Source organism: Maridesulfovibrio sp., assembly GCF_963677005.1.
Taxonomy (GTDB): Bacteria; Desulfobacterota; Desulfovibrionia; order Desulfovibrionales; family Desulfovibrionaceae; genus Maridesulfovibrio.
In genome coordinates, this window is sequence record NZ_OY781616.1 from 320462 (window position 1) to 346906 (window position 26445).

At 51.4% G+C, this 26445-nt stretch carries 22 protein-coding genes; 12 read left to right on the plus strand and 10 right to left on the minus strand.

All coding sequences use genetic code 11. The annotated features are described in order from the left end of the window. Window positions 1–38 precede the first annotated feature (38 nt). Together ACKU4E_RS01500 and ACKU4E_RS01505 are read right to left on the minus strand one after the other, a co-directional pair. The gene (locus ACKU4E_RS01500) at window positions 39–3122 is read right to left on the minus strand and encodes an efflux RND transporter permease subunit (protein ID WP_320169321.1); all 3084 of its coding nucleotides are present in this window, start codon (window positions 3120–3122) and stop codon (window positions 39–41) included. 2 nt (window positions 3123–3124) lie between these two features. Then, complete coding sequence (locus ACKU4E_RS01505; RefSeq protein WP_320169322.1) at window positions 3125–4276, minus strand: efflux RND transporter periplasmic adaptor subunit; 1152 nt, start codon at window positions 4274–4276, stop codon at window positions 3125–3127. A gap of 223 nt (window positions 4277–4499) precedes the next feature. Here ACKU4E_RS01505 and ACKU4E_RS01510 point away from each other — a divergent pair, with 223 nt between their 5' ends. The 12 genes from ACKU4E_RS01510 (at window position 4500) to ACKU4E_RS01565 (ending at window position 18080) form a co-directional block, all read left to right on the plus strand. Beyond that, window positions 4500–6302: a DegV family protein gene (locus ACKU4E_RS01510; RefSeq protein WP_320169323.1), complete on the plus strand. Its 1803-nt coding sequence runs from the start codon at window positions 4500–4502 to the stop codon at window positions 6300–6302. A 565-nt stretch (window positions 6303–6867) separates the two neighbouring features. Beyond that, on the plus strand, window positions 6868–7596 hold the full coding sequence (locus tag ACKU4E_RS01515) for an amino acid ABC transporter ATP-binding protein (protein ID WP_320169324.1): 729 nt from the start codon (window positions 6868–6870) through the stop codon (window positions 7594–7596). Window positions 7597–7653: 57 nt separating this feature from the next. Beyond that, a complete protein-coding gene (locus tag ACKU4E_RS01520; protein WP_320169325.1) occupies window positions 7654–8469 on the plus strand; it encodes an ABC transporter substrate-binding protein in 816 nt (271 codons plus the stop codon). Between the two features lie 88 nt (window positions 8470–8557). Continuing rightward, window positions 8558–9259, plus strand: a complete 702-nt coding sequence (locus ACKU4E_RS01525) for an amino acid ABC transporter permease (RefSeq protein WP_320169326.1) — start codon at window positions 8558–8560, stop codon at window positions 9257–9259. Between the two features lie 12 nt (window positions 9260–9271). Continuing rightward, window positions 9272–9967: an amino acid ABC transporter permease gene (locus ACKU4E_RS01530; protein ID WP_320169327.1), complete on the plus strand. Its 696-nt coding sequence runs from the start codon at window positions 9272–9274 to the stop codon at window positions 9965–9967. A 425-nt stretch (window positions 9968–10392) separates the two neighbouring features. Further along, the gene (gene deoC / locus ACKU4E_RS01535; RefSeq protein WP_320169328.1) at window positions 10393–11046 is read left to right on the plus strand and encodes a deoxyribose-phosphate aldolase; all 654 of its coding nucleotides are present in this window, start codon (window positions 10393–10395) and stop codon (window positions 11044–11046) included. A gap of 3 nt (window positions 11047–11049) precedes the next feature. Continuing rightward, entirely contained in the window at window positions 11050–11724 is a 675-nt protein-coding gene (locus ACKU4E_RS01540; protein ID WP_320169329.1) for a precorrin-8X methylmutase, read from the plus strand. A 161-nt stretch (window positions 11725–11885) separates the two neighbouring features. Then, a complete protein-coding gene (locus ACKU4E_RS01545; RefSeq protein ID WP_320169330.1) occupies window positions 11886–14711 on the plus strand; it encodes an EAL domain-containing protein in 2826 nt (941 codons plus the stop codon). Between the two features lie 417 nt (window positions 14712–15128). Beyond that, window positions 15129–15455 (plus strand): 4Fe-4S dicluster domain-containing protein, encoded by a 327-nt coding sequence (locus ACKU4E_RS01550; RefSeq protein WP_320169331.1) that lies wholly within the window; start codon window positions 15129–15131, stop codon window positions 15453–15455. An 11-nt stretch (window positions 15456–15466) separates the two neighbouring features. Further along, the gene (locus tag ACKU4E_RS01555; protein WP_320169332.1) at window positions 15467–16618 is read left to right on the plus strand and encodes a 2-oxoacid:acceptor oxidoreductase subunit alpha; all 1152 of its coding nucleotides are present in this window, start codon (window positions 15467–15469) and stop codon (window positions 16616–16618) included. A gap of 2 nt (window positions 16619–16620) precedes the next feature. Beyond that, window positions 16621–17457 carry a 2-oxoacid:ferredoxin oxidoreductase subunit beta gene (locus ACKU4E_RS01560; RefSeq protein ID WP_320169333.1) on the plus strand — a complete coding sequence of 279 codons (837 nt, stop codon included), beginning with the start codon at window positions 16621–16623 and terminating at the stop codon, window positions 17455–17457. Beyond that, on the plus strand, window positions 17457–18080 hold the full coding sequence (locus ACKU4E_RS01565) for a 2-oxoacid:acceptor oxidoreductase family protein (protein ID WP_320169334.1): 624 nt from the start codon (window positions 17457–17459) through the stop codon (window positions 18078–18080). Before ACKU4E_RS01560 ends, ACKU4E_RS01565 begins: the two co-directional genes overlap by 1 nt. A 102-nt stretch (window positions 18081–18182) precedes the next feature. On the opposite strand, the gene rpe is transcribed toward ACKU4E_RS01565, so the two are convergent. From rpe to ACKU4E_RS01605, 8 genes are all read right to left on the minus strand, one after another. After that, window positions 18183–18851: a ribulose-phosphate 3-epimerase gene (gene rpe, locus ACKU4E_RS01570; RefSeq protein WP_320169335.1), complete on the minus strand. Its 669-nt coding sequence runs from the start codon at window positions 18849–18851 to the stop codon at window positions 18183–18185. Further along, window positions 18851–19315, minus strand: a complete 465-nt coding sequence (locus ACKU4E_RS01575) for an AsnC family transcriptional regulator (RefSeq protein WP_320169336.1) — start codon at window positions 19313–19315, stop codon at window positions 18851–18853. The genes rpe and ACKU4E_RS01575 overlap by 1 nt, the downstream gene beginning before the upstream one ends. After that, window positions 19316–20527 (minus strand): heme b synthase, encoded by a 1212-nt coding sequence (ahbD, locus tag ACKU4E_RS01580; protein ID WP_320169337.1) that lies wholly within the window; start codon window positions 20525–20527, stop codon window positions 19316–19318. Further along, window positions 20527–21510 carry a porphobilinogen synthase gene (gene hemB / locus ACKU4E_RS01585; protein ID WP_320169338.1) on the minus strand — a complete coding sequence of 328 codons (984 nt, stop codon included), beginning with the start codon at window positions 21508–21510 and terminating at the stop codon, window positions 20527–20529. The genes ahbD and hemB overlap by 1 nt, the downstream gene beginning before the upstream one ends. Before the next feature lie 535 nt (window positions 21511–22045). Then, window positions 22046–23230, minus strand: a complete 1185-nt coding sequence (ahbC, locus tag ACKU4E_RS01590) for a 12,18-didecarboxysiroheme deacetylase (protein ID WP_320169339.1) — start codon at window positions 23228–23230, stop codon at window positions 22046–22048. Between the two features lie 449 nt (window positions 23231–23679). Next, window positions 23680–24810 carry an OmpA family protein gene (locus ACKU4E_RS01595; RefSeq protein ID WP_320169340.1) on the minus strand — a complete coding sequence of 377 codons (1131 nt, stop codon included), beginning with the start codon at window positions 24808–24810 and terminating at the stop codon, window positions 23680–23682. 143 nt (window positions 24811–24953) lie between these two features. Further along, window positions 24954–25289, minus strand: a complete 336-nt coding sequence (locus tag ACKU4E_RS01600; RefSeq protein WP_320169341.1) for a hypothetical protein — start codon at window positions 25287–25289, stop codon at window positions 24954–24956. A 20-nt stretch (window positions 25290–25309) separates the two neighbouring features. After that, window positions 25310–26398: a zinc-ribbon domain-containing protein gene (locus ACKU4E_RS01605; protein WP_320169342.1), complete on the minus strand. Its 1089-nt coding sequence runs from the start codon at window positions 26396–26398 to the stop codon at window positions 25310–25312. Window positions 26399–26445: the final 47 nt, after the last annotated feature.

Sequence of the window (26445 nt, forward strand, 5' to 3'; positions counted from 1 at the left end):
CGATCCGGGTTTTTTATTTTGTGGTGCAGGCGGTTAGCTTAGTCGTGCTTGTGCGGTATGCCCAGCAGATCTCGCTTCGCCCGTCCGCGTTCGTACGACCATTTCTGGTAAGCATCCATATAAGTATAGAAGACCGGAGTAAGGAACAGGGTTACAACCTGCGAGAGAATCAGGCCGCCGACAATGGCCAGTCCCATGGGCTGGCGGGCCTGTGCTCCTGCCCCAAGTCCCAGAGCGATGGGCATGGCTCCGGCAATGGCCGCAATAGTGGTCATCATGATCGGCCGGAATCTTTCAAGAGAGCCTTTTATGGCGGCATCCTCCGGTGACAGATGATCTTTTTCTTCGGCCTCCAGAGCAAAGTCCACGACCATGATGGCATTCTTTTTAACAATACCGATCAGCATGATGACCCCCACGATTCCGAACAGGTCCAGATCCTTTCCGAACAGGGTCAGAGTCAGCAGCCCGCCGATGGCTGCTGAGGGCAGCCCGGAGATGATGGTTATTGGGTGGATTGCGCTTTCGTAGAGGATACCAAGGATCATGTAGATGACGAAAACAGCCACTCCAAGCAGGAAAAACACGCTGGACATGGATTTTTGGAATTCATCCGCTGTTCCTTCAAAGTTGGAGACAACGGTGTCCGGAAGCTTGTCCAGGGCCAGTTTGTTGATTGCGGCCGTGGCATCACTCAATGAATATCCGGGAGCGATGTTGAAGGAATATGTTACCGAGGGCAGCATACCGGTGTGGTTGACCTGCATGGGGCCAGGTTTTTCTTCAAAGGTTGCGATTGTGTCCAGCCGGATGAGTTCGCCGTTCTTGTTGGGAACGTACAGCTTCATCAGGTCTCGCGGGTCGCGCTGATTGAAGGGCAGCACCTGCAGAATTACCCAGTACTGGTCCGTATCACCATAGATGGTAGAAACCTTGCGCTCCGAGTATGCGGAGTTGAGGGTGTTCTCTATGTCGTGCGCCGTTACATTATAATATGAAGCCTTATCTCGATCTATCTTGACCCAGAGTTCCGGGTTGTTGTCCAGCAGGTCGGAGGTAAGCCCGGTCAGGAACGGTATCTGGCGCAGGTCCATTTCGAAAACGGGCGCGATGGCGAACAGTTCGCTCTGGTTCGGAGCCTGTATGGTGTACTGGTAGAGGTTCTTGGTCGACTTAGCCGTAAGGCGGATCATGGGCGGGTTCTGTATCCAGCACATGATACCCGGTTCATTGTTGAGCTTGAACATCAGTTCGCGGGCCACTTCATCGGCGGTCAGTTTGCGTTCATCCGGCGGAACCAGCATCGGGAATACGTAGCCCTGGTTTTTGATCGGTGCGCCTGCAACGGTGATGAAGTTTTTGATGTTCTTGTCGGCCGCCAGTATCGGTTCCAGTTTTTTGATGTGATCTTTCATTGCATTATAGGAAATTCCCTGCTTGGCCTGCGCGAAGCCCTGGCAGTAGCTCATGTCGTCCGTGGGCAGAAATCCTTTGGGGATGGCAATGAAGAAATGCACCGTGGCCAGCAGTATGAGAAGTGCCGCAAACATGGTTGCCCTGCGGTGGCGCATGACGAAATGAAGTGCTCGTTCGTATTGGTGAAGCAGGAAATCGAAAACCGGATCGGATTCCGAAATTTTGCTGCCCGGCTTCAGCATCCGGCTTGCCAGCATGGGGGTCATGGTCAGCGAGACAACCCCGGAAGCAAGGATTGCAACAGTGATGGTCATGGCGAATTCATGCAGGATACGTCCGATAATCCCGGACATATACATGAGCGGGATGAATACGACAGCCAGCGACAGGGTCATTGAAATGATGGTGAACGTAATCTGCTTGGCTCCGTCTCGTGCGGCCTGATATGGCTTTTTGCCCATTTCAAGGTGCCTGACCACGTTTTCGATCATGACAACCGCATCGTCCACAACGAATCCTACCGACAGGGTCAAAGCCAGCAGTGACAGAGTATCCAGCGAGTACCCCAGCACATACATGATCGCAAAGGTGAACACGATCGAGACCGGAACGGCGATTGATGCTATGAGGGTCGCTGATATGTTTTTCAGGAAGAAGAATATAACGCAGATGACGAAGAAAATGGCCAGCAGCAGGGTTTCCTGCACATCGTTTACCGCGGCCTTGATGGGCTCGGAACGGTCATAAAGGACCTGCATGTTGATGCCTGCCGGAATCTGCTGCCTGATGGTGGGCAGCATTTTTATGATTGTTTCGCAGACATCAATGGTATTCGAACCCGGCTGTTTCTGGATAGCGATGATTATGGCGCGTTTACCGTTGACCCATGATCCGGATTTGTCCGACTGGATAGAGTTTAGAACTGTGCCGACCTGGGAGAGCCGCACGGTCCGCCCTTCATCCGATTCGAAGATCATGGGCATGAATTCTTCGGCCGTTTTAAGCTGGCCTGTGGATTCCACGGTCATGGATTGCAGTTTGTTGTCCAGTGTACCCACAGGTTCCTTGACATTCTGGCTGGCAATGGCCTGACGGAGGGTCTCCAGGTTTATACCGCGTGCAGCCAGTTTTTCAGGGTTGACCTGAACCCTGACCGCCAGTTTGGATTCCCCGTATACCTGAACCTTGGAAACACCGTTGACCATGGAGATGGTGTCGGTGAGAAATGTCGTGGTGTACTCGTTGACTTTGTAGAGGGGCAGTGAGTCAGACCAGATCGCCATATAGAGCACCGGGTCGTCCGCGGGGTTTACCTTTTCATAATACGGCGGCTGGGGCAGGTCGGAGGGCAGGTTTCCTGATGCTCTCGAAATGGCCGCCTGGGTATCCGAAGCCGCACCGTCAATATTGCGGTCAAGATCGAACTGCAGGGTTATCTGAGTCTGCCCCAGCGAGTTTACAGAGCTCATGGAGCGCAGCCCCGGAGTGGACGTGAATTCCTTTTCCAGCGGGGTGGCGACGGAAGAAGCCATGGTGGAAGGGCTTGCCCCCGGCAGCGAGGCCGTAACCTGCAGAGTGGGAAATTCAACGGCTGGCAGGTAGCTGACCGGAAGACTCAGGTAGCCCACAATGCCGAAGAAAACCATGCCGATGACCACCAGAGTGGTCATGACCGGGCGTCCGATGAATGTTTCCGTGATGTTCATTGTTATTCACCGTTTCCGTCTTTGGCAGCGGTTTCTTCCGTATGGGGATTCTTTAACACGACTCTGGCGCCGGGATAGAGGCGCAGCTGTCCGTCGGTGACTATTGTCTCCTGATCCTTGAGCCCCGCGCTTATTATATCCACTTTTCCAGATCTGCGCTGTACGGTGACGGGGCGCATGTCAACAGTGCTGTTCTGGTGCATGACCCAGATGAACTTCCCGTTCGGGCCGGTACAGGTGGCCTGCATCGGAACCTGGATTATTTTTTCCTTGTAGAGGTTGAGCCTGATGCTGACGTAGTTTCCCGGCCAGAGTATTCTGTCCGCATTGTCGAAACTGGCCTGCATCCAGATGGTGCCGGTGTTGATATCCACGTTGTTGTCTATGAAAGTGAGTCTGCCTGTCTCCGGTTTGCCCTGATCTTCGGAGATGGCAATAACTTCAAGAGTGGAGTTGGCGGCGTATCTCTGCACTTCCGGCAGATATCTCTGAGGCAGGTAGAAATCCACTGCAATCGGTGAAATTTCGTTTATGACCACCAGCTTGTCCTTGTTTTCCTCAATGAGGTTTCCTGCGGTGGGGTAGATGTATCCGGCCAGACCGTCGATAGGCGACCTTATGAAGCAGTAGTTGAGGTCGTTCTGCGCGTCTTTGAGCTTGGCCTGAGTCACAGCAATGGCATCGCTGGCTGTTTTCATGTCCAGTCGTTTCTGTTCGAAGTTCTCTTCGCTGACCACTTTTCGCCGTACGAGATCGCGATACCTGTTGTAGTCCCTTTTTGCCTGTTCGTATTTGGTTATGTCCGAAGCAAGTTCAGCCTTGAGCTGTCTTATGGACGCTTCGTAAGGAGATGGATCCATTGTGAAGAGCTGCTGCCCCTGAGTGACATACTCACCGTTGCTGATAAATACTTTGCTCAGATATCCGCTTACTCTCGACCTGACCGTGATTGATTTTATGGCTTTGACCGTACCGATTGCAGACAGATAATACGGCGTGTCCACCAGTTTCGCCTTGGCGACTGAGATTGGTGCCGGTGGCATCTGCTGTACTTTTTCTTTTTTCTTGCAGCCGATCAGAAATACGCCGGTGGTGGCGATAAGCAGCAGGACAATCAGTCTCAGTGCGCTGTTTTGAATGGCGGGGGCTTTCATGGGGACCTTCTCCTTCAACTGGGTATATTTGATTCAAGCTATACCCTAAACCCCTGTTGCTTTGAAGCATCTTTTGGCAAGTGCAGCAAAAGTATAAAGACGTTTTTGTATTTATTTGTAAAATAGCTTGATTTAAGGCTTCTAAAAAGGCAATTAGGGGCAGTTCATGTGACATGTGTTACATGTTTGCGCCAACAAGAATAAAAACAAATTCATTCCCAGTATGGTAACAGCAAATACAGTCAGAATCGATTATGTCGACGGTGTGCGGTTCAGGAGAGGGGTCGTAGCAGCGGCCGGAAGGCTCATAGCCAATTCTCCCCATCTTGATGCAATCAATGTCTTTCCCGTTCCTGACGGTGATACCGGGGCCAATATGGCCGGGACCATGCGAAGTATAGTCAGTTCCACCGGTAAATCAGTGGAACGTTCCCTTGAAAAGATGTCCGCAATCATCGCCGAATCTGCCCTTGACGGGGCCAAGGGTAATTCCGGGGCAATTCTGGCTCAGTTTCTGTGCGGCTTTGCTGAAGGGGTTAAGGATTTGCCCAAGGTGTCTCCCGCCGACTTTGTCCGGGCCGCGTCCATGGCAGCCAAACGTTCCTGCGAAGCTATTTCCGAACCCAAGGACGGAACCATCCTGAGTGTTATCAGGGATTGGGCCGCCCATCTGCATGCCAATGGCGAGACCTACGGTGATTTCTACCATCTTCTTTCGGATTCTCTGGATTTTGCCAGAAAGTCTGCAGTCTCCACCACAGAAAAACTTGCTGAACTAAAAAACGCCGGCGTTGTCGATGCCGGAGCCCAGGGCTTTGTCTATCTCCTTGAAGGAATTGTCGATCTGCTTGAACACGGACGCATAGAAAAGGGATTCCTTTCCGTGGGCAAGGGAGCCGTCTCCGTTCCCGGGGTTCAGGACAGGGTTGCTGTGGATGAGCTTGAATTCCGATTCTGCACCGAATTTCTTCTGAAAGGCGAAAATATAAACCGGGAAGCCGTGCGCGCAGCCATAAGCGGTTTCGGTGACAGCCTAATCGTGGCCGGATTGCCCGGTTCGGTAAAGGTTCATATCCACACCAACGAACCCGGCACTGTAGAGAAAGTGGTTTCCGGATTCGCCGAGGTCGTCAAACGCAAGGTTGACGATATGCTGGTGCAGCACAAACGTCTTCTTGTTGAAGGACGCAAGGTCGGTGTGCTGACCGACAGCACCAGCGACATTCCTCTGGATATTCAGAATGAACTGGATATCCGCACGGTTCCTTTGCGCCTGTCCATTGATGATTGCGAGTATGTGGACAAGGTGACCATTTCACCTGAAGAATTTTACAGAAGACTCCCTGGTTCCAGAACGGCAAGAACTTCGCAGCCTTCACCCGGCGATCTGAAACGGGCTTATACCTCGGTGTGTTCAGACTATGAAGATGTAGTCTCGATCCATGTCGCGGGAGTGCTCAGCGGAACTTACCAGAATGCTCTGACCGTAAGCGGTGAACTTGATAACGTGACCGCTCTGGACGGCAGAATGGTTACCGTCGGACTCGGTCTGCCTGTTATTGAAGCAGCCAGGGCAGCCGGAAAAGGTGCTTCTGCTGCCGAGGTAAGGCGCGTGGCCGAGCGGGCCATTGAGAACGTTAAAATTTTTGTCACCATAGATACTCTGGACTACGTTGTCCGCGGCGGGCGGATGAGCAAGGGGCAGGGATTTCTGGCCAAGGCGCTCAATATCAAGCCCATTCTGCAGTTTGTAGATGAAGGCAAGCCCAAGGTTGTGGCCAAGTCTTTCGGCCGCAGGCGGCAGGAAGATTCTCTGCTCAGACTGGTTCGCGAAAATGCATATGGTCGCGGAAACCTGCGTTATGCCATCGCGCACGCGGATGCCTTAGGAACCGCTGAGCGTTTTGCCCGCATTCTCCATGACGAGTTCGGTGTTGCCCCGGAATACATTACCGAGGCCTCCCCCGTGCTTGGACTGCACAGTGGCCCCGGAGCCTGTGCTGTTGCTTTTCTGGTGGATGACTAGGATTGTTGAAATGGCATAGTGATTCCGCCAGCAGATCAGATTGTTTTTGTATAACGGGTTCGGTTTTTCCGAGCCCGTTTTTTTATTGTTTTGGGCTCAGGGTAGGGCGGATTCGGTTGTATCGTTGAGTTGGAAATGGATATATGACATTTTTTTTAAAAAATTTAAGAAAAATAAATGGCGATTTTCATGTTTTGAAAAGATAAATTCTCTTTTTTGTAGATTTGTTTCCCAAGATTAAATGTTGTCGCTTAAAATTGCATCGCTATGACAATCGTTGTCATTACTGTGTTTTCACACTCCGGTTGTTTTTGCTGTCTTTTGAGAATGTGTTTTCGTTTTGCAATATGGGGAAGTTATTTTTTTTATTATACATAAATGGAAAAAACCAATGGGTTCCTTGACTTTTTTCTGTTTTAAGCTATGAATATTTTTCACTCTTGAATTTTGGGCGTTTGGACCGGGAATATTAAAATGGCTGTCCGTTTATTAAAAAACGGCATTATTTTGATGAAACAGCGCGCTCTTAAATTGTAAACGGCACGGGAGGTCGGAGTTTAACATTATGGCCATGATCGAAATTAAGAATCTCCACAAGTGGTACGGGGAGTTCCATGTTCTCAAAGGCATAAACGACCATGTCGACAAGGGCGAGGTACTTGTTATCTGCGGGCCGAGCGGGTCGGGAAAGAGTACTTTCATCCGCTGTATCAACAGGCTTGAAGACTATCAGAAAGGGACAATCACCTTTGACGGAAAGGACATTCTTGACAAGAGTGTAAACATCAATGATCTGCGGGCCGAAATAGGAATAGTTTTTCAGCAGTTCAACCTTTATCCCCACCTTACCGTTCTTGATAACGTCACCCTGGCACCGCTCAAGGTGCGCAATGTGCCCAGGGGAGAGGCGGAAGAAACGGCCCTTTATCTTCTCGAAAGAGTGGGTATCCACGACCAGGCCCACAAGTATCCGGCCGAACTTTCCGGCGGGCAGCAGCAGCGTGTGGCCATCGCGCGGGCACTGGCCATGAAGCCTAAGGCCATGCTTTTTGATGAACCCACGTCCGCTCTCGATCCGGAAATGATCAACGAAGTTCTGAATGTTATGAAGGATCTTGCCCGCGAGGGCATGACCATGCTTTGTGTCACCCACGAAATGGGCTTTGCCCGCGAAGTGGCTGATCGGGTTATTTTCATGGATGGCGGGGAGGTCATTGAACAGGCTCCTCCGGAGCAGTTCTTCAAGAACCCCGGTCATGAAAGAACCAAGTTATTCTTGAAGGAAATCCTGTAGCCGGCTGAACGGCCGCCGATGGGATTGAGCTAACCCTAAATTGTCCGGGAGGACCTGATGAGAAGATTATCCATTGTTGTTGCCATGGTTCTGTCTCTGGCTCTTTGCGCTTCCGCCGCAATGGCCGACAAACTGCAGGAAGTGAAAGACCGCGGCGTCCTGATCTGCGGTGTTAAGGATGCTGTAGTTCCCTTCGGCTACATTGACGAAACTACCAAGAAACTTGTTGGGATGGATATCGACATCTGCAACTACATCGCAAATGAACTCGGCGTTAAGGCCGAATTCAAACCCGTAACTTCCGCAACCCGTATCCCCATGGTTGTCCAGGGTTCCATCGATCTGTCCGCAGCTACCATGACCCACAAGATCGCCCGTGATGACACCATCGACTTTTCCATCACCTACTTCATGGACGGCCAGAAGCTCCTGGTCAAGAAAGGTTCCGGCATCAAATCCGCCGCAGACCTGAAAGGAAAGAAAGTCGGTACCGCCAAAGGTTCCACTTCCGAACAGAACATCCTTGCTGCACAGCCTGACTGCAAGGTCCTTTCCTTTGAAGGATACCCCCAGGCTTTCCTCGCTCTGAAGCAGGGCAAGGTAAAGGCTGTCACCACCGACTCCACCATTCTCCTCGGTCTCAAGAATTCCGATCCCAATCCTGATAACTGGGAAATCGTAGGTGAGTTCATTTCTCCCGAACCTTACGGCATCGGCCTGCCTGAAAACGAATCCAACTTCCGCGATGCCGTGAACGTTGCTCTCATCAAAATGTGGAAGAGCGGCGAATACAAGAAAATATACGACAAGTGGTTCGGTCCCGACACCAAGTATTACCTGCCCCTTACCTGGGACATGGAAGTCTGGCCCTAAGCCGCTTTTTCGGTCTTGATCCTAAGATGAATAAAAAAGGGAGAGGCGGTTTTTTCACGCCTCTCCCTCAAAACAGCGGGTAGACGTTTTGAATTATCAGTTTGATTGGAACCTGGTTCTAAGCGGTAAATACGGCCAGTGGATTATTGACGGGATGGTTACCACCCTGCAGATCTCAGGGGTGTCCATAGTACTGACCCTGTTGCTGGGAACGGCTATTGCGGTAATGCGCATGTCCAAGTTCAAGCCGTTTGAGTGGTTCAGCTTCGCTTTTGTAGAGTTTTTCCGCAATACGCCTTTGCTCATTCAGATTTTTTTCTGGTATTTCGGCTCCTACGCAATACTTCCCGAAGCGGTCAACGAATGGCTTTATGACCATGATTTCGAGTTTGCCGCCGGTGTTATTTCGCTGACTGTATACACTGCCGCTTTCGTGGCCGAGGAAATCAGGGCCGGAATCTATTCCATTCCCAAGAATCAGCTTGAGGCTTCCCGTGCGACAGGGCTTTCGTTTCTGCAGTCCTACCGGTACGTTATTCTGCCGCAGGCATTCAGGATCATCATTCCGCCGCTTATTTCACAGTCGCTTAACCTGATCAAGAACTCTTCGCTGGTCATGACCATCGGTGTCATGGACCTGACTTACATGGCCCGCCAGATCGAATCCTATACTTTCCACGGGTTTGAGTCCTTCACAGTGGCGACGGTGATTTATCTGTGTATTTCCCTGATCGTGTCACTCATGATCAATATGTATAACAAGCATTTCCTTCTGCAAATTAAATACTAGGAGTGACCTCACGTGCAATGGGATGTAGTCTGGAACAACTTTGATTATTTTCTCTGGGGAGCATATCCCAACGGCCCGCTGGGCGGCCTGGCTGTCAGCATAATCCTGGCGCTGCTTGGAATTTTCGGCGCATTCTGGATAGGGCTTGCCGCAGGGTTGATGCGTCTTTCCCGCAACAAGCTCGTCAAGGCCGTGTCCGTTTTCTATATTGAGGTCATTCGCGGCATTCCGTTGCTGATGCTTATTTTCTGGTTCTATTTTCTCGCCCCGGTCCTTTTCGGTCAGCCGCTGCCGGAATTCAGCTGTGCACTGGTGGCGTTCATCGTTTTCACCGGCGCTTATATCGGTGAAATTGTCAAAGCCGGGGTTCAGGCCCTGCCCAGAGGGCAGATGGAAGCCGCCCGGGGTACCGGTCTTTCCCATTTTCAGGCCATGCGTTTTGTCATCCTGCCTCAGGCGCTCAGAAACATGATTCCATCTTTCGTGAACCAGTTTGTATCCCTTACCAAGGACACATCCCTGGCTTACATCATAGGCGTTAACGAATTGACCCGCACTGCAACGCAGGTCAACAACAGAACCCTTACCGCTCCGACAGAGATATTTTTAACAATCGCAATCCTTTACTTCATAGTCTGCTATGTGCTGACTTATATCAGCCGCAGGATGGAGGCTCATCTTGCCCGCTATCAGGCCAGGAACCGTTAGCACGGTTCTCCGGTCGGTACATGTTCCAGCTTACAAGGCCCCGGTTCTGCCGGGGCTTTCTTATGCATCATACTGAAAGTTTCTTTTGACCGAATTTTCTAATTAACATACTGTTTGTTTACTGGGAGATTTGCTTTTCTTTTCGGCAGTGTTTTTGTGGTACGGTGGCGGGTAGGCTCTTTATTCTCATGGCTACCTGATCTATCGAATTATGTTCATGAAACTGGCTTGCTGTTCGTACGTAAAACGTTCATCTTCGGCAGGAACGTTTTCTATGGGTAGCTGTTTTTTGTCCGTGAGTAGAGTCTGTTGGGCATAATAGTGAAAAAAATTGTCGGAAGTTACGGGGATCAACAAAATTAGCTCCGCAGAGCGGAATGCCGTGTTACATATTTTTTCTGCGGATTTCAGTGAGGTAGTCGGTCATGGAGAAAATTGAAAATCTGGCTGGTTATATTGACCACACGCTGCTTGATGTGTCAGCAGGTCATGCGGACATTGAGCGGCTTTGCAATGAGGCTTTGGAGTATGGGTTTGCATCCGTATGCGTTCATCCCTGTCACATTGTTCAGGCTGCCGGAATCCTGGAGGGTTCCAGCATCAAGGTCTGTTCCGTCATCGGCTTTCCGTGCGGTTCCAATATGCCGGATGTAAAGATGCTTGAAGCCATGCGCGCTGTAGCCAAGGGGGCTCAGGAGCTGGATATGGTGGTGAACATATCCGCGCTCAAGGCCGGTGACCGCAAGGCTTTCATGCAGGATATTTTCATGACCGTGGAGGGTGCCGGGGATGCTCCGGTCAAGGCCATAATCGAAACAGGACTTCTGGACGGCGAGGAGAAAAAGCTGGCCTGTGAACTGGCCGTGACAGCGGGAGCGTCATTTGTGAAAACGTGTACCGGTTTCGGCCCCGGCGGGGCCACTGTGGATGATATACGCCTGATGCGCTCAATTGTGGGAGATTCCATCGGGGTCAAGGCCAGCGGGGGAATCAGAACTTTCGAGCAGGCCTGTGAACTGTTGAATGCAGGAGCGAGCCGCCTTGGAACTTCGTCTTCTGTAAAAATTGTCGGGAGTTGATTTTTGTCCGCTAAAGTTGAACTGATCGCTGTGCGCAAGCCCGGCGACATTGAAAGAAAGTCGTTTGAGATTATTGATTCGGAAGTTCCGGAGCCTCGAAAATTTGATGGACTGCACTGGCAGATTGTCCGGCGCATGATCCATACCACAGCGGATTTTGAACTGATTGATCTGGTGAGATTTCATCCCTCAGCAGTGGAAAGCGGTCTGAATGCACTCCGCACCGGCTGTACCGTTGTTACCGACACGGAAATGGCCCGGTGCGGAATACCTTTGCGCCGGATGAATCCGCTCGGCTGTGAGGTCCGCTGTCTGATGAACGATCCGCAGGTTATTGCTGCTGCAAAGGCCGGGAATACCACGCGGGCGTATGCAGCCCTTGAAATGGCATCCTCAAGCCTCAAGCCGGCAGTACATGTAATCGGGAATGCGCCCACGGCTTTGTTGCGGCTGGTCGAAATGGTAAATGACGGCAGTATGGATGTTCCGGCTCTGGTCGTTGGTATGCCGGTCGGCTTTGTCAATGCAGCCGAGTCCAAGGCCTTGCTTATGGAACACGCGGAAATTCCTTATATTTCAATAGAAGGTCGCAAGGGAGGATCGGCCCTTGCCGCTTGTGTTGTAAATGCGTTGGCCGAAGCTGTTCTTGCGGAAAAAGGACTTTCTTCGGAATTGTAGATTTTGCTTATCTGTCAGTGAATTAATTTTGTGAAATTTTCCGATGTAACTTCCTATAATTGTTTTAATGTTGTAGGCTGCAGCTGTTGGATATGAATATCATGCTCATACCTGTTTTTTATGACTTACCTGCAACGGAATTGTATATGGTGCGCTGAAATATGTCGGAACCCAGGGAAACCCCTAAACGGTCATTTTTTTTCTTTAGAAAAGGTGAAAGGTCTATCTCCAGGGATCTTTCAGCGTGTCTGGTCTTTGCGCTCGCCATTATAATAGGGCTTGTGACTGCCTATGAATATATGGGTCGTTCCAAGATGCTCCGCAGGGAATTCGAAGAAAAAGCGGATAACTATATCGATCAGCTCTCCAAGTCCGTTACATTCCCGATCTGGAATTTTGATATGGGATCGGTCAAGCATGTTTGCAGTGCCTACACTCAAAACGACCTCTTTTCCAAGCTGCTGATTACCGATGTAAACGGCGACCCCCTTTTTACTTTTGTCCGTCCCGGAGAAGAGGACGAAAATCCCATCGTCCGCACCCGCGACCTTTATATCGACAAGGAAAAGATCGGCCATATCAGGCTGGAGCTTTCAAGCAGGGCGTATATCCGCAATCTAGACTGGATTCTGTTTGTGTCCAGTCTTACGTTTCTTACCTCGGTTGCCGTAATTTATGTGATTACAGGATTCCTTCTGGACTATTTTATCCGAAATCCCCTGGCCAGATTGCGCAAGGGGATGGATAAGGTCGCCATGGGGGATTTTTCATATCGATTTGAGGAATTTCAGTATATTGAGCTTCTTGAAATCGGGGCCCGGTTCAACCGTATGACCGAGGAAATTGCCAGCCGTGAAAGCAGGCTGGAAGAAGTCAACAAGGCTCTGCAGGCAGAAATTGAAAAGCGTGAAAAGGCTGCCAAGTCCCTTGCCAAGAGCGAGAAGCGGTACAGGGCACTGGTGGAAACAACGCCGGAAGGTTTCTTCATGATTGACGGCACGCAGGTGCTGCTTGATGTCAACCCCGCTTTCTGCAGACTGCTCGGCCGGACAAGGGAGGAACTGCTCGGCCGGACCGTCTCCGATGTTCTGGGAGATTATGCCGAAGAACGTTTTGCAGATCGGAACCGGGACGAGTACCGCTTTGAACTCAGTTTTACAAACATGGACGGGCGTGATGTGGATATCTATGTCAATGCCACCCATCTTTATGATGACGATCAGGTCAAGCTTACTTTTGCTTTCATTACCGATATTTCCACCTACAAGCTTATGGAAAAGGCCCTGCGGGCCTCGGAAGAGGAATACAGGACTATAGCTGAGTACACATTTGACTGGGAAATGTGGATTGCCCCGAGCGGAGCCATAAAATACGTAAGCCCTTCCTGTGAGCGTATTTCCGGTTATCCAAAAGCATATTTCATGGAAGGCCCCATGCGGGTTGAAAACATCCTGCACAAGAATGATCGGGAATATTGGCAGGCGGCCATGAACGGCCAGTTCCTCTCTCCCGATGGAACGGATATGCGTCTTTTTCGGCGTGACGGTCTTTTGCGCTGGGTTTCCCTGACCGGGCATCAGGTTATGTCCGACAGTGGAACTTCCTTGGGACTCCGCGTTTCCCTGCGGGATATAACCAAGCGCAAGTTCATGGAAAAGCAGTTGCAGTATGAGGCGCTGCATGATCCTTTGACCGGTCTTGCCAACAGAACCTTGTGCTGTGACAGGATTCTGCAGGCGGTGGAACGTTCCAGAAGACGTGAAAATTACTATTATGCAGTGATCTTCATGGATCTGGACCGGTTCAAGATCATCAACGACAGCCTCGGACACAACATAGGCGACAAACTGCTGGTTGAGGTCTCCAAGCGGCTGCTGCAGTCAATCCGGGAACTGGATACGGTATCAAGGTTCGGAGGCGATGAGTTCATCGTTGTGCTTGAAGAGCTTGCGTCCCCCCGTGAGGGTATCCGTATTGTGCGCAGGATAAGGGAGAACCTCAATGTTGCGCTTAGCATAGAGGGCCATAAAATAAACGTAGCTGCCAGTTACGGCGTGCTGCTGAGCCCGACCGAATACGATAAGCCGGAAGAGATAATCCAGAATGCCAACGTGGCAATGCATCAGGCCAAGGAATCGGGAAGGGACCGCATCAAGGTCTTCAACCGGCGCATGCTGGATCAGGCCGTTCTTGCCATGCAGCTTGAGAGCGACCTGCGTTCGGCTATCGGCGGCAATGAATTTTATCTGGATTATCAGCCTATTTATTCCATAAAGACCGGCAGAGTGGCCGGGTTCGAGGCTCTTATCCGTTGGAATCATCCGCAGCGCGGGCTGGTTATGCCCGGCGAGTTCATTCCCATGGCTGAGGAGTCGGGATTTATTTTCGAACTCGGAAACTGGGTGATTACCGAAGCCTGCCGTAGAATGAAGAGCTGGGTCAGCAATTACGAGTCCGCAGCGAACATGATGATGTCCATCAATATATCGGGAAGGCAGTTTTCACAGCTTTCTCTGGTAGACAATATACTTTCAAACCTGAGCGAGTTTGATCTTCCCGCGCACAATCTCAAGGTGGAAATAACCGAAACAGCAATAATGGAGAGGGCCAAGCAGGCAGTTGAGATGCTCAACCGCCTCAAGAATGCCGGGGTGCTCGTTTCCATTGATGATTTCGGGACCGGATATTCGTCCATGAGCAATCTGCAGGAATTCCCGCTGGACCAGCTCAAGATAGATCTGAGCTTTGTCCGTAAGATGCTTGATTCTGCAGAGAATACGGAAATAGTGAAGGCCATTGTCAACCTTGCCCATAACCTCGGATTGAACGTGGTGGCGGAAGGTGTAGAGACCGAAAGTCAGGAAGAAATGCTCCGGTCCTTCGGCTGTGAGTTCGGCCAGGGCTATCTTTTTTCCAAACCGATCAGCGTCAAGGAAGCGGAAGCGTTTTTAAATGGTGATATCAAGTTTGGCAACGAAACTGTTTGAGCGGAAAAGAATCTTCATTCTCCGTTTGTTGACTGGACGCCCGGTCGGGATTCAGTTGCTTGATGATGTTCGCGAAATAAAGCATGTACGGATGCATTTTTACGTATAATACAGAGAGTCCCTATGGGGACTCTTTTTTTTGGAATATATTTGAGTCATCCGTTTATATTGATGTATGGGGACCACATTGTACATGAAACTTGAAGCAAAGCATATTCATGTCAATTAAGTCCGACTTGTTTTATAATATTAAAATAAAAGTTTCGATTCCTGTTGCATGTACTGTATTGCCATGCTAGGGCCGAATTTACACCTTGTTAACTTTTCAAGTATTTCAGGGTGGTTTGTTGGAGGACGTCAGTTTTTCACTGGAGAGGAAAAACCGGCGGATTCAGTAACTTCAATCTGGATCAGATTATGAGTGTTAAACGCAAGGGAAAAAGCACGGTTACGATTTTTCCGGATTGGTGCAAGGGCTGCGGCATATGCGTTGCCTTCTGTCCGGGTAAGGTCATGGAATTGAGCGACCAGGGCAAGGCCGAGGTGGTCAGAGAGGAGGAGTGCATAAACTGCGGCTTCTGTGAACTGCACTGTCCGGACTTCGCCATAATGGTCAGCCCCAAGGTTGATGACGAAATTCCCGCAGTGTGCAGGGCTGTTTTTGAAAAAACAGTCCGTAAGGCCGAGTCCGAAGCGGAAAGCGGCGCTGCGGAAACCAAGAGTTCCGGCTCGGAAAAGGGATAAGGTGAACTTCCATGGCCAGACCAAAGAAAGTAAAAAACAAGGAAATTTTTGCACTGGGCAACGAGGCCGTTGTTGAAGGTGCGCTTTTGGCCGGATGTACTTTTTATTCCGGCTATCCGATTACCCCTTCTTCGGAAATTATGGAAATCATGGCTCAACGGCTACCCTTTATTCCCAACGGAACTTTTATCCAGATGGAGGATGAAATAGGTGGGTTGGGAGCTGTTATCGGCGGTTCTCTCGCCGGCAGAAAGGCCATGACCGCCACATCCGGGCCTGGATTTTCGCTGATGCAGGAGCACCTCGGGTACGCATGTATTACCGAAACTCCGCTGGTAATCGTCAACGTTATGCGCGGAGGACCGAGTACCGGACTGCCCACATCTCCTGCACAGGGCGACGTGCAGCAGGCACGGTGGGGAACCCACGGGGATCATTCCATAATAGTCCTTTCCGCATCGAATGTTCAAGAATGTCTGGATATGACCATCGAGGCGTTCAACCTTGCGGAAAAGTATCGCAGCCCGGTTATCCTGCTTATTGACGAGATTACCGCCCACACCCGTGAGAAGATCATCATCCCCAATGATGATGAATACGAGGTCTTCAACCGTATTGTTCCCACCATGCCGCCGGAATGGTACAAGCCGTACGAAGAAACAGTTCGCGGTGTACCGCCCATGCCTGCCATCGGTTCGGGATACCGTTTTCACGTTACCGGGCTCACCCATGACGTGAACGGCTTTCCCACTTCCAGACCGGACGAGGTGCGCGATCTTAACGAACGTCTGTTCCGCAAGATTGATCAGTTTCTGCACGATGTGCAGATTGTGGACGAAGTTGAAACAGATGATTGCGATGTCTGCGTTATCGCGTACGGAACAGTGGCCCGTTCGGCCGAGCTTGCCGTGAGACAGGCCAGGGAACTCGGCGTCAGGGCCGGGTTGCTGAAACTGTCCACCCTGTTCCCGTATCCGCGCAAGGCCACGGAAAAGATTATGGCCAGAGCCAAAACCATTGTTGTGCCGGAAATGAACATGGGGCAGATCTCCAGAGAGGTCAAAAGGGTCAACAACGGTCAGGTGAGCGTTCGGACCATCAACAAGGTTGACGGGCAGATAATCACTCCTGCTGAAATCCTCAAAGTCTTAACACGGGTGTAGCCATGGCTGATATGAAAGGAACACAACTCATTCATGAATATCTGCGGCATAACAAAAAGTTTCCGCATGTTTTCTGCGCCGGTTGCGGACACGGCATTGTTCTCGGTTCACTGATCCGCTCCATCCACGGTCTGGGGCTTTCCAAGGACGAGGTCTGCGTGGTGGCAGGCATCGGCTGCTCCGGCAGATTGGCCGCCTATGTGGATTTCAATACCGTGCATACAACTCACGGGCGCGCACTGACCTTTGCCACCGGCATCAAGATGGCCAGGCCCAACATGCATGTCATTGTTGTCATGGGGGATGGAGACTCCATGGCCATCGGCGGCAACCATCTGATCCATGCAGCCCGCAGAAACATCGGCGTTACAGCCCTTATTCTGAACAACAACATTTACGGCATGACCGGCGGGCAGTGTTCGCCTACCACCCCGGGCGGGGCTTTTTCCATGACTACCCCGATGGGGCAGATGGAGCAGAGTTTCGACTGTGTTGAACTCATGAAAGCTGCCAAGGCCAATTATGTTGCCCGCGGATCGGTATTCCATGTTCAGAAACTGGACAAGCTGATCATGGAAGGTATCAGCAATCCCGGTTTCGGTGTGGTGGAAATTCTGACTCCCTGTCATACTCAGTACGGGCGCAAGAACAAATTCAAGAGTCCTGTGGAAATGTTTCAGATGCTCAAGAAAACAGTAATTCCCATTGAACGTTACGAATCACTGAGTGAGGAGGAAAAGGCCAAGTTTGTGCCCTCCGGAGTATTTGTACAGAAGGATACGCCGGCCCTTGAAGAGAAATATTATGAAATGGCCGCACACTGCCAGGGAGGTGCATAATGGCCGACATGCCCCTCAATCGTTTTGAAATTAGGCTTTCCGGGCTTGGCGGGCAGGGGATTCTGACTCTGGGCAAGGTTATGGGGTCCGGGCTTTCCCTCGGGCACAGCTATTTCGTTACCCAGACACAGAGCTACGGACCTGAGGCTCGCGGCGGTGCCAGCCGGTCCGACCTCGTGGTCAGTTCCAGCGTAATAAGCTACCCCAAAGCCGAGTCACTCGATCTGCTCATTGCGTTGAGTCAGGAAGCGTGCAACATGTATTACCGCAACCTGAAGCCGGGCGGACTGCTGATGATCGAGACCGATCTTGTCAAACAGCCGCCGGTCAACCAGTATATCGGGTTGCCCTTTACCCATCTGGCCAAGGAAAAAATCGGACTGGTACAGGCCATGAACACAATTGTGCTCGGTGCCGCTACCTATCTGCTCCCCTTTGCCCAGCAAAGGGTAATGCGTAAGAATCTGGAAGAAATCCTCCCGGCCAAGATCAGGGAAATCAACGTCAAGGCGTTCAATCTCGGATTCCGCGAAGCAAAGAAAAGCTTCGGCGATCCCGATGAACTCTGGCGTTCCAATGCCATTATCGCTACGGATGAAGATGAGGATTACGATTCCATTTAGCCCGTATAGTTAGTGATTAGTAGGACCGCCGGTAGACAAAAAAGTAAAGACCGCAATATGTTGCATATTGCGGTCTTGTTTATTCAGTCACGTATCCGGGGATCAACCGGCACATGTTTTCAGGAACATTTTGTGACGTTCGGCGTAGGGTGGATACTTGAAGAAGGCCGATCCGGAGACGAGGACGTCTGCGCCTGCTTCGACCAGTTCGCGGCAGTTTTCCATGGTCACTCCGCCGTCAAGCTGGATGAGGGTGTCGGCTCCCATGCCGTCTATCATTTCCCGCAGGTCGCGGACCTTCTGGGTGCAGAAGGGGATGTACTTCTGACCGCCGAATCCGGGGTTCACGGACATGATCAGGACCATGTAGAGTTGCGGGACGAGGTATTTGATGGATTCAAGGGGCGTTGCCGGGTTGAGCGCGACAGCCGGCTTGATTCCTTTTTCGGCGATTGCGGCCACGGCTCTTTCCAGATGCACGGTGGATTCCGCGTGGATGCAGAGCAGGTCTGCCCCGGCATCGGCGAATTCATCTATGTAGCGCTCCGGCTGTTCGATCATCAGGTGACAGTCGAAGAACAGGCCGCACTCCTTGCGCATGGATTTGATTACCGGAGGACCGAAGGTGATGTTGGGAACGAACCTGCCGTCCATGACATCAAGGTGTGCCCATTTGAGTCCAGCTTCTTCCAGTGCCTTGAGTTCGTTGGCAAGTCTGCTGAAGTCGCAGGAGAGCAGGGACGGGGATATTATTACTTCACGTTCAGACATTATTCATCCTCCTTTTCGCCGGACATATCGAAATCGACTTTGATCTTGAACAGCTTGCTGGCAGGAAGGTAGAGAATGCGGACTCCGGTTTTCTCGGTGATTTCTGCAAGTGTCGCCGTTACGGTTTCCTTGTCCGGCCCGATGAAGGTGAACCAGATATTGAATTCGTTTTCGCGCAGATAGTTGTGGGTAACTCCGTGATGGCTGTTAACTTCGGCAACGAATTCATCCATCTTGTCTTCTGGAACGCTGGCTGCACAAAGGGTGGAATGCCAGCCCAGTTCACGGGAGCCGAAGTTGGCACCGATGCGGCGGATGACACCCTGTTCGCGCAGGGTGTTGACCCTTGCAAGGGCTTCATCTCCGGATATGCCCACCTGCTGTCCTATTTCATCATAGGGCCGGGAAACTATGGGGAAGCCGGACTGGATTATGCCCAGAATGTCTTTGTCTACTGCATCCATCTACTTATCCTTCTTTCCTTTTTTCTTCGGCTCGTAGGAACACAGAGGTTCGGGACCGAGGTAGCTGCCTTCCATGGTGGCGGCACGGGCGCGGCAGCCTCCGCAAACCTTTTCGTATTCGCAGTGGCCGCATTTTCCGTCATAGGTTTCGGGATTGCGCAGGTTGAGGAACTGAGGGGATTTGGCCCATATTTCCGGGAACGGGATTTCGCGGACGTTCCCGCAGTCCAGTTCCAGATAGCCGCAGGGCTGCACCTGTCCGCGATGGGAGATGAAGCAGAAGCCTACTCCTCCAAGGCATCCGCGGCTTACTGCGTCGAGCCCGAAGTTTTCGAAGTTGACCGGTATTCCCTCTTCCTTGGCGCGCTGGCGCAGGATGCGGTGATAGTGCGGGGCGCAGGTGGCCTTGAGTTGCATGTCGGTGGTCTTCTGAAAATCGTAGAACCAGTTGAGCACTTCTTCATATTCATCGGCAGAAATGATTTCCGCGCCGAGTTCGGCCGCGCGCCCGGTGGGAACCAGCAGGAAGATGTGCCAGGCCGACGCGCCCAGATCCTTGGCCAGGTGAAAGATGTCCTTGAACATATGCAGGTTGTTGCGGGTCACCGTGGTGTTGATCTGGAATTCAATGCCGGCATCCTTGAGGTATTGAATACCCTGCATGGCTTTATCGAAAGCGCCTTTTTCCCCACGGAATTCATCGTGGTATTTCGCTTCGGCGGCATCAATGGAAATGGAGCAGCGTTCGATGCCTACTTCCTTGAGCTGTACCGAGTTTTCGGCAGTAAGCAGGGTCCCGTTGGGGGCCATTACGCAGCGCAGTCCTTTTCCCTTGGCGTATTCCACCAGTTCGAAAACATCGTGGCGCAGCAGAGGCTCACCGCCGGTGAAGATGATGATGGGATTACCGGTTTCGGGAAAGGTGTCGATGAGCGCCTTGGCTTCGGCTGTGGAAAGCTCTCCGGAATACGGTTCCGGGTGTGCCTCGGCACGGCAGTGCTTGCAGGCGAGGTTACAGGAACGGGTTATTTCCCAGGCTATGAGGCGCAGGGGGGGGGAGCCATCGGCGTTTTTGCCGGGCAGGGGATTTACTCCGGGATGTCCACCCGGATGTCCACCGGGGTGCCCCTGTTTTCCGGGATGTCCGCCCGGATGTCCGCCGGGATGTCCGCCGGGATGTCCGCCCGGATGTGTCATTTTTTTATCGCTCATTATCGGTTACCCATGCGTTTGAGTACGTCTTCAGTGAAATAGGTCAGGATTATGTCCGCTCCGGCGCGTTTGATGCCGATAAGGGATTCCATGACCACTGCTTCTTCGTCAATCCAGCCGTTCAGGGCTGCGGCCTTGATCAGGGAATATTCTCCGCTGACCTGATAAGCGGCAACCGGAACGTCGAAGTTGTCCCGGACCTGACGGATGATGTCCTGATAAGGACCGGCAGGTTTCACGATAAGGATGTCCGCTCCTTCCATCACGTCGGCAGCAGCTTCTCTCAGTCCTTCGCGCCCGTTGGCCGGGTCCATCTGATACGTCTTGCGGTCTCCGAACTGCGGTGCGCTTTCAGCTGCATCGCGGAACGGTCCGTAGTAGGCGGAAGCGTATTTGACGGCGTAGGACATCAGCGGGAGGTCTTCGTAGCCGTTATTGTCAAGGGCATCGCGAATGGCGGCAACACGTCCGTCCATCATGTCGGAAGGTGCAACCATGTCCGCCCCGGCCTTCGCATGGGAAAGAGCTGTCTGGGCCAGCAGTTCCAGGGTCGGGTCATTGAGGACTATGCCGTCCTTGATGAGTCCGCAGTGACCGTGCGAGGTGTATTCGCACAGGCATACATCGGTACAGACCAGCAGGTCCGGCCAGCGGTCCTTGATCATGCTTATTGCCTGCTGAACTATTCCCGTTTCGGCGTATGCCTGAGTGCCTACGGGGTCCTTTTCCGCAGGAATGCCGAAAAGGATGAGGCTCTTCAGGCCGTTGGCAACTGCTTCGCCGACTGTTTTTTCAAGCTGTTTCAGGCTCAGCTGGAACTGGCCCGGCATTGATGAAATAGGACTCTTGAAGTCCTGATCATCGGTTTCCACTACGAAGTAGGGCATCATCAGGTCTGCAGGAGAAAGGGAAGTTTCCCGTACCATGTCGCGAATGACCGGGGTGCGCCTGAGTCTGCGTCCCCTGTGGAAGTCAAATATCATTTTCAGCCTTCCTTATACTTGTGTTGGCCGCATGCATGCCCGTTTTACGGGTGTGCGGCGATCTTGTTTTTATTAATGGTCCGTCTGCCGTTGGTCGGCAGAGTGTACCGACGGAAATTGTCTCCGTATGGATTCTTCCCGGCATTTTTGCGCGGATCGAATCCCGTGTAAACAACAAATCCCGGCGGACCTTAGTAAGCCCGCCGGGATGGTATATTTATCGTCGACATTAACCGAGATTTTGTAATTGAATGCCTCCGGCGGCCTCGCGGGGCGCCCTGCCGGGGGCCTCAAACCCTTTTACAAAAGGGTTTAAGAATCCCAAAACCTTTTAATTAGGCTACGCCGTGCCTGTCGCTTAGCGATTAGGGATTCCAAAGGGGCTTAGCCATCTCTGCTCTCCATATCCCTAAGACTCAAATCGCGCTTCTCGCCTAAGGGCTAATGGGCCTTTGGCCGCCAGCGGCGAAATCAAATTATTCAAAAGCGCGAAGCGCATCAAAGCTATAAAACTGCGATTTATAAAGCCGGCAGTCTAGTCCTTCTTGATCTCTTCGTCAGTGAGATAGCAGGCCGGGTCCTGAGCCCAGATATCATCATAGTAGGCTTCAGCGCGGGCGCGGAAGTTACCTCCACAGATTTTCAGGTAGCGACAGGAGGCGCAGCGTCCGCCCACGTGGGCCTTTTTATCTTTAAGCTTGTGCAGCAGTTCGATATTTTCATCGGTCCAGATTTCGGAGAAGGGTCTTTCGAGAACATTGCCGAAGGTGTGGTTGCGCCAGAATTGGTCGGCGTGGACCTGACCGTCCCAGGAGATGCAGCCGATTCCGCGTCCGGAGTTGTTGCCTTCGTTGAACTGCAGCAGCTTGAGGACTTCTTCCGCACGTGCGGGGTCTTCCTTGAGCAGACGCAGGTAAACGTAGGGTCCGTCCGCATGGTTGTCCACGGTGAGGATTTCCTTGGGGTTTCCTTCATCATGAAGCTTTCTGGTCTCGTCCATGATCAGGTCGAGGAGCTGACGGGTTTCTGCATGGTCAAGGTCTTCCTTGATCAGTTCGGAACCGCGACCGGAGTATACCAGATGGTAAAAGCAGGCTCTGGGAACTTCGAGGTCCTTGAGAATACGGAAAATTGTCGGAACTTCGGTCCAGTTGCGTTTGTTGATGGTGAAACGCAGACCGACTTTGAGTCCTTCAGCTTTACAGTTTTCAACACCCTGGAGGGCTTTCTTGTAGGAACCGGGAACGCCGCGGAATTTGTCGTGGGTTTCTTCCCCGCCGTCAAGGGAGATACCTACGTAGGAAAGACCTACGCCTTTGAGTTCGCGGGCTTTCTCCTTGGTGATTAGTGTTCCGTTGGTGGAAATAACCGCACGCATGCCTTTGCTTGTGGCGTAGCTGGCCAGTTCGACCAGATCTTTGCGAACCAGGGGTTCTCCACCGGAAAAAAGCATTACGGGTGCACCGAATGCGGAGAGATCATCTATGATTTCTTTTGCCTGTGACGTGGAAATTTCGTCTTGACCGTCAGGGTCGACAGCCTGAGCGTAACAGTGAACACACTTGAGGTTGCAGCGTCTGGTCATGTTCCAGACGACAACAGGCTTTTTATCTTTGGAAAACTGCAGAAGGTGAGAAGGCAGTTTGCCGGAATCACGTCCGTAGCGCAGTGCGTCGGAAGATTCTACTGCTCCACAGTATAATTTTGAAATACCAATCATTTAATAAAGTCCTCCCTAGCTGCAAAATTGCGCCAGGCTGTCGGTTTGAAGCGATGTGTTCCCTGATGAGTAAAAGCGATAATAATTACTGTTTGGCTTTAGTCAAGCGGAAAACAATCGGGTATGCGTAACAGAATGCGAAATTTGGAGTAACATAAATGTGAGCAGGGGAAAAGGGCAAAGTGAGCGTAAGTTGGTGTTGATATAATGTGTCGGAATTTAAGGGATAAGTGTTGAAATTATACACAAATTAGAGTGGGCTGGAACTGTAAAAACCTCCCGGTTGGGTTGGTCATTGTTTATGGAAGCTGACAGGATTTCAGTGCAAACCGTCGCTGTGTCGATCTGCTCTCGTGGAAAGGGAGCAGGAAAGGAGTTCAAGCTGAAGGCCTGCCCGTGCATGTTTTAAATATGTGCACGGGCAGGCTCCCTTACTTATTGCGTGTCTGTTACGGGATTATGGAGACCTGGACCCTGCGGTTGAGAAGTTTATTGTATTTTGTAGTGTTGGGTACCAATGGTTGCGATTCTCCGAATCCGGTTGTCCCTATGCGCTGCGGGGGAATTGGAAAGTTCTGGGTCAGGTATTGTTTTACGGCCTCGGCGCGTTCCTTGCTGAGTTTCAGGTTGTATTCCGGCGAGGCATCGGAGTCGGTGTGACCGGCTATGAGTATGCGCTTGTTCTTGAGGTTGTTGCTTATAAGCGCCTTGCCCAGTTCATTCAACAACGGATATGAGTCCTGATTGATCACGGATGAATCACTGTCGAACTGCACGGCAAGGTTTATCGATTTGGGTTTTGGTTTTGCGGTCTGGTCCGGAGTCTTCGCCGGAGTAGGAGTTTTTACCGTGGCCGGAGCTTCGGCCGGTTGTATCGAGTCCTCCGGCTGTATACCTGCTGCCGGAGGGGCCATTTCAACCATGTTCGGCTTGAGCCCGGCGATCATGCCCTTGCTGTTTTTTTCATATCTTGCCCAGGATGTGAGCGGAACGGCCATGTCCGTGGCAATGGCCTGTACTATCTTGTAGAATGCTGAATCAGGCATGCGGTGTTCGCGTTTGACGATGATGAAATCGTCATCCATTTTCTTTTCCACCCGGCCTGACTGTTCGAAAGAGCAGAGCATCTGTCCACGCTTTGTCTCATAGATTTTCACCTGCAGGGTCATGGCGGAATCGTCCATTGTGTGCCCCAGATACAGGTAGGGAACGAAGCCGACTACAAGCAGGTCGTATCCTCGTGATCTGGCGGTAAAAAGTGCTTCTTCAAGTCCCCGGTAGTGCAGGCTTTCATCATAAACCATGGAAGGGAATATCTGCAGGCCGGTCCAGTTCTGCCAGACACCTTTGGCAATCTGCCTGCCCCAGTCGCTGGATTTGTACATGGTCTGGGTTACGTGAAAGGGATAAAACAAGGCTGATAGCGGTCCGTAGTGCGGTTTTTCCGGCCTGGAGTAGACCATCAACTGGGAAAGCTGCACATCCGAGTCCTCGTAATAGATGGACTGGGTGGAAATCTGCGGTTCGAAATGCGTGCAGGCCGATAACATAAGTATGACTACGAGCAGAATTTTTTTCATGTCTTTAACCGTCTGGCGGATTTGATTCATTGGTGTCCGAAAATTGACCATACTACAGGTGTCAACTTTATTGCAATAACCGTTCCGTTGTTCTGGAATAAAAATATGAAAGGGCGGCTTTCCGTATGAAAAGCCGCCCTTGTTTATTGTATGATTTTAGTGGGAGAGGGTGCATCCTGCATGGATTTCAGAATCTGGTCCCGGGATTGAATCAGGCTTTCCCTCAGTTCCATTTTGCGTTGCACCGACAGTGTTTTGAATTTCGGCTGGCGGGTAAGTTCGGTAAGCTGGGACATTTCGTATTTGATTCGTTCCACCCTGCCGAGCATATCGCTTTGCGGGGAGCAGGTCTGGGCACAGGCATCGGCAAGATCGGAAATCTCCCCGGCCATGGCCCGAAAACTTCTGGGAGTGATCTCCTTGGCGATCCTGATGCGTCGCCTGATATTTGAAACTATCCCGTTCATCCATCCGAACATGCTGGTCCCCGCGAAACTCGTTAAATTGTTGGCTGGTTGAAATTCATATAAAATCCCAGAATGACCAATAATAGCACAATAGGCATCACCATTGAAAGAACAACTCGCAGGTATGAAGTTTTATGAATGTTTTTGTAGGCTATTATTGATATGGCCGCGCTTGCCACGGCGCCGATCATATTTCCGGCTATGGGGATAACGCAGAAAATTATCGGAGCGTATGAATAGGTGGTGGCCCGGAATGTTGCCTGGTAGCCTCTTTCTCCCGCTCCGAAGATCATCAGCATAACATGCGTGAAGCCTATGAGAGGGAAGCTCAGCGCGGCCAGCATCAGCGGATAGAGCAGCAGTGAGAACAGGGCCGAAGCAGTACCGTCTCTCAGGGATTCGGCAATGACCGAATCGCCGACCATCCGGCTCACATCGGATGTCACGGCGGAGTCAACCCCGGCGGTGGCCCAGATGAAATTGCATATTTCCTGAAATTCCGCCAGCAGGATGAAAAAGATAAGCGGCTTGATGAAACCGGTCAATTCCATATCCGTGAAGAAACTTGCCGGAGAGAGCAGAATTTTTTTTATGGTCAGAAATATACCGGGGAAAAATCCGTACGTTTCAAGATGTTCAAAGGGAACTTCGGTTCCCTTGGGCGTGGAACCGGGTGCTTTTTCTTCTGCGGCACCGTTTTCCGGGCTCATGGAGTCAAGCTTTTGCCAGATATCCGCTTTCTCATCATTCTGAAGGTTTTCAGCGCCTATGCTCCGGGACTGGGACGGTTCCACCCTGTCTTCTGTTTCGGTATAAGGTGTTTCAGTTTCGTCCGGTGTCGTTGAGTACTCCGCGTCATACTGCTGTTCGGAACTGTCCGCAGGGGAGGTGTACTGCTCTTCCCTGTACGCATCCTGCGCATATGTGTTCTCATGAACTTCATCTTCAGTAGTGTAGGGGGAGTTTTCGATATCTCCTGCTGAACTGTCGTCAGCGGGGTGAAGTTCCCGGAACTGGAATTTTATTCCACACTTCGGACAGGTTGCCAACTGGGCGTTTGCGGGTATTTTTTCCTCTGGAATTTCACTGCTGAAATTACATTCGGGACAGGTAACTTTCATATTTGATCCTTGGAAATTGTTGTCTGAATATTTTGGTCAGACCTAAT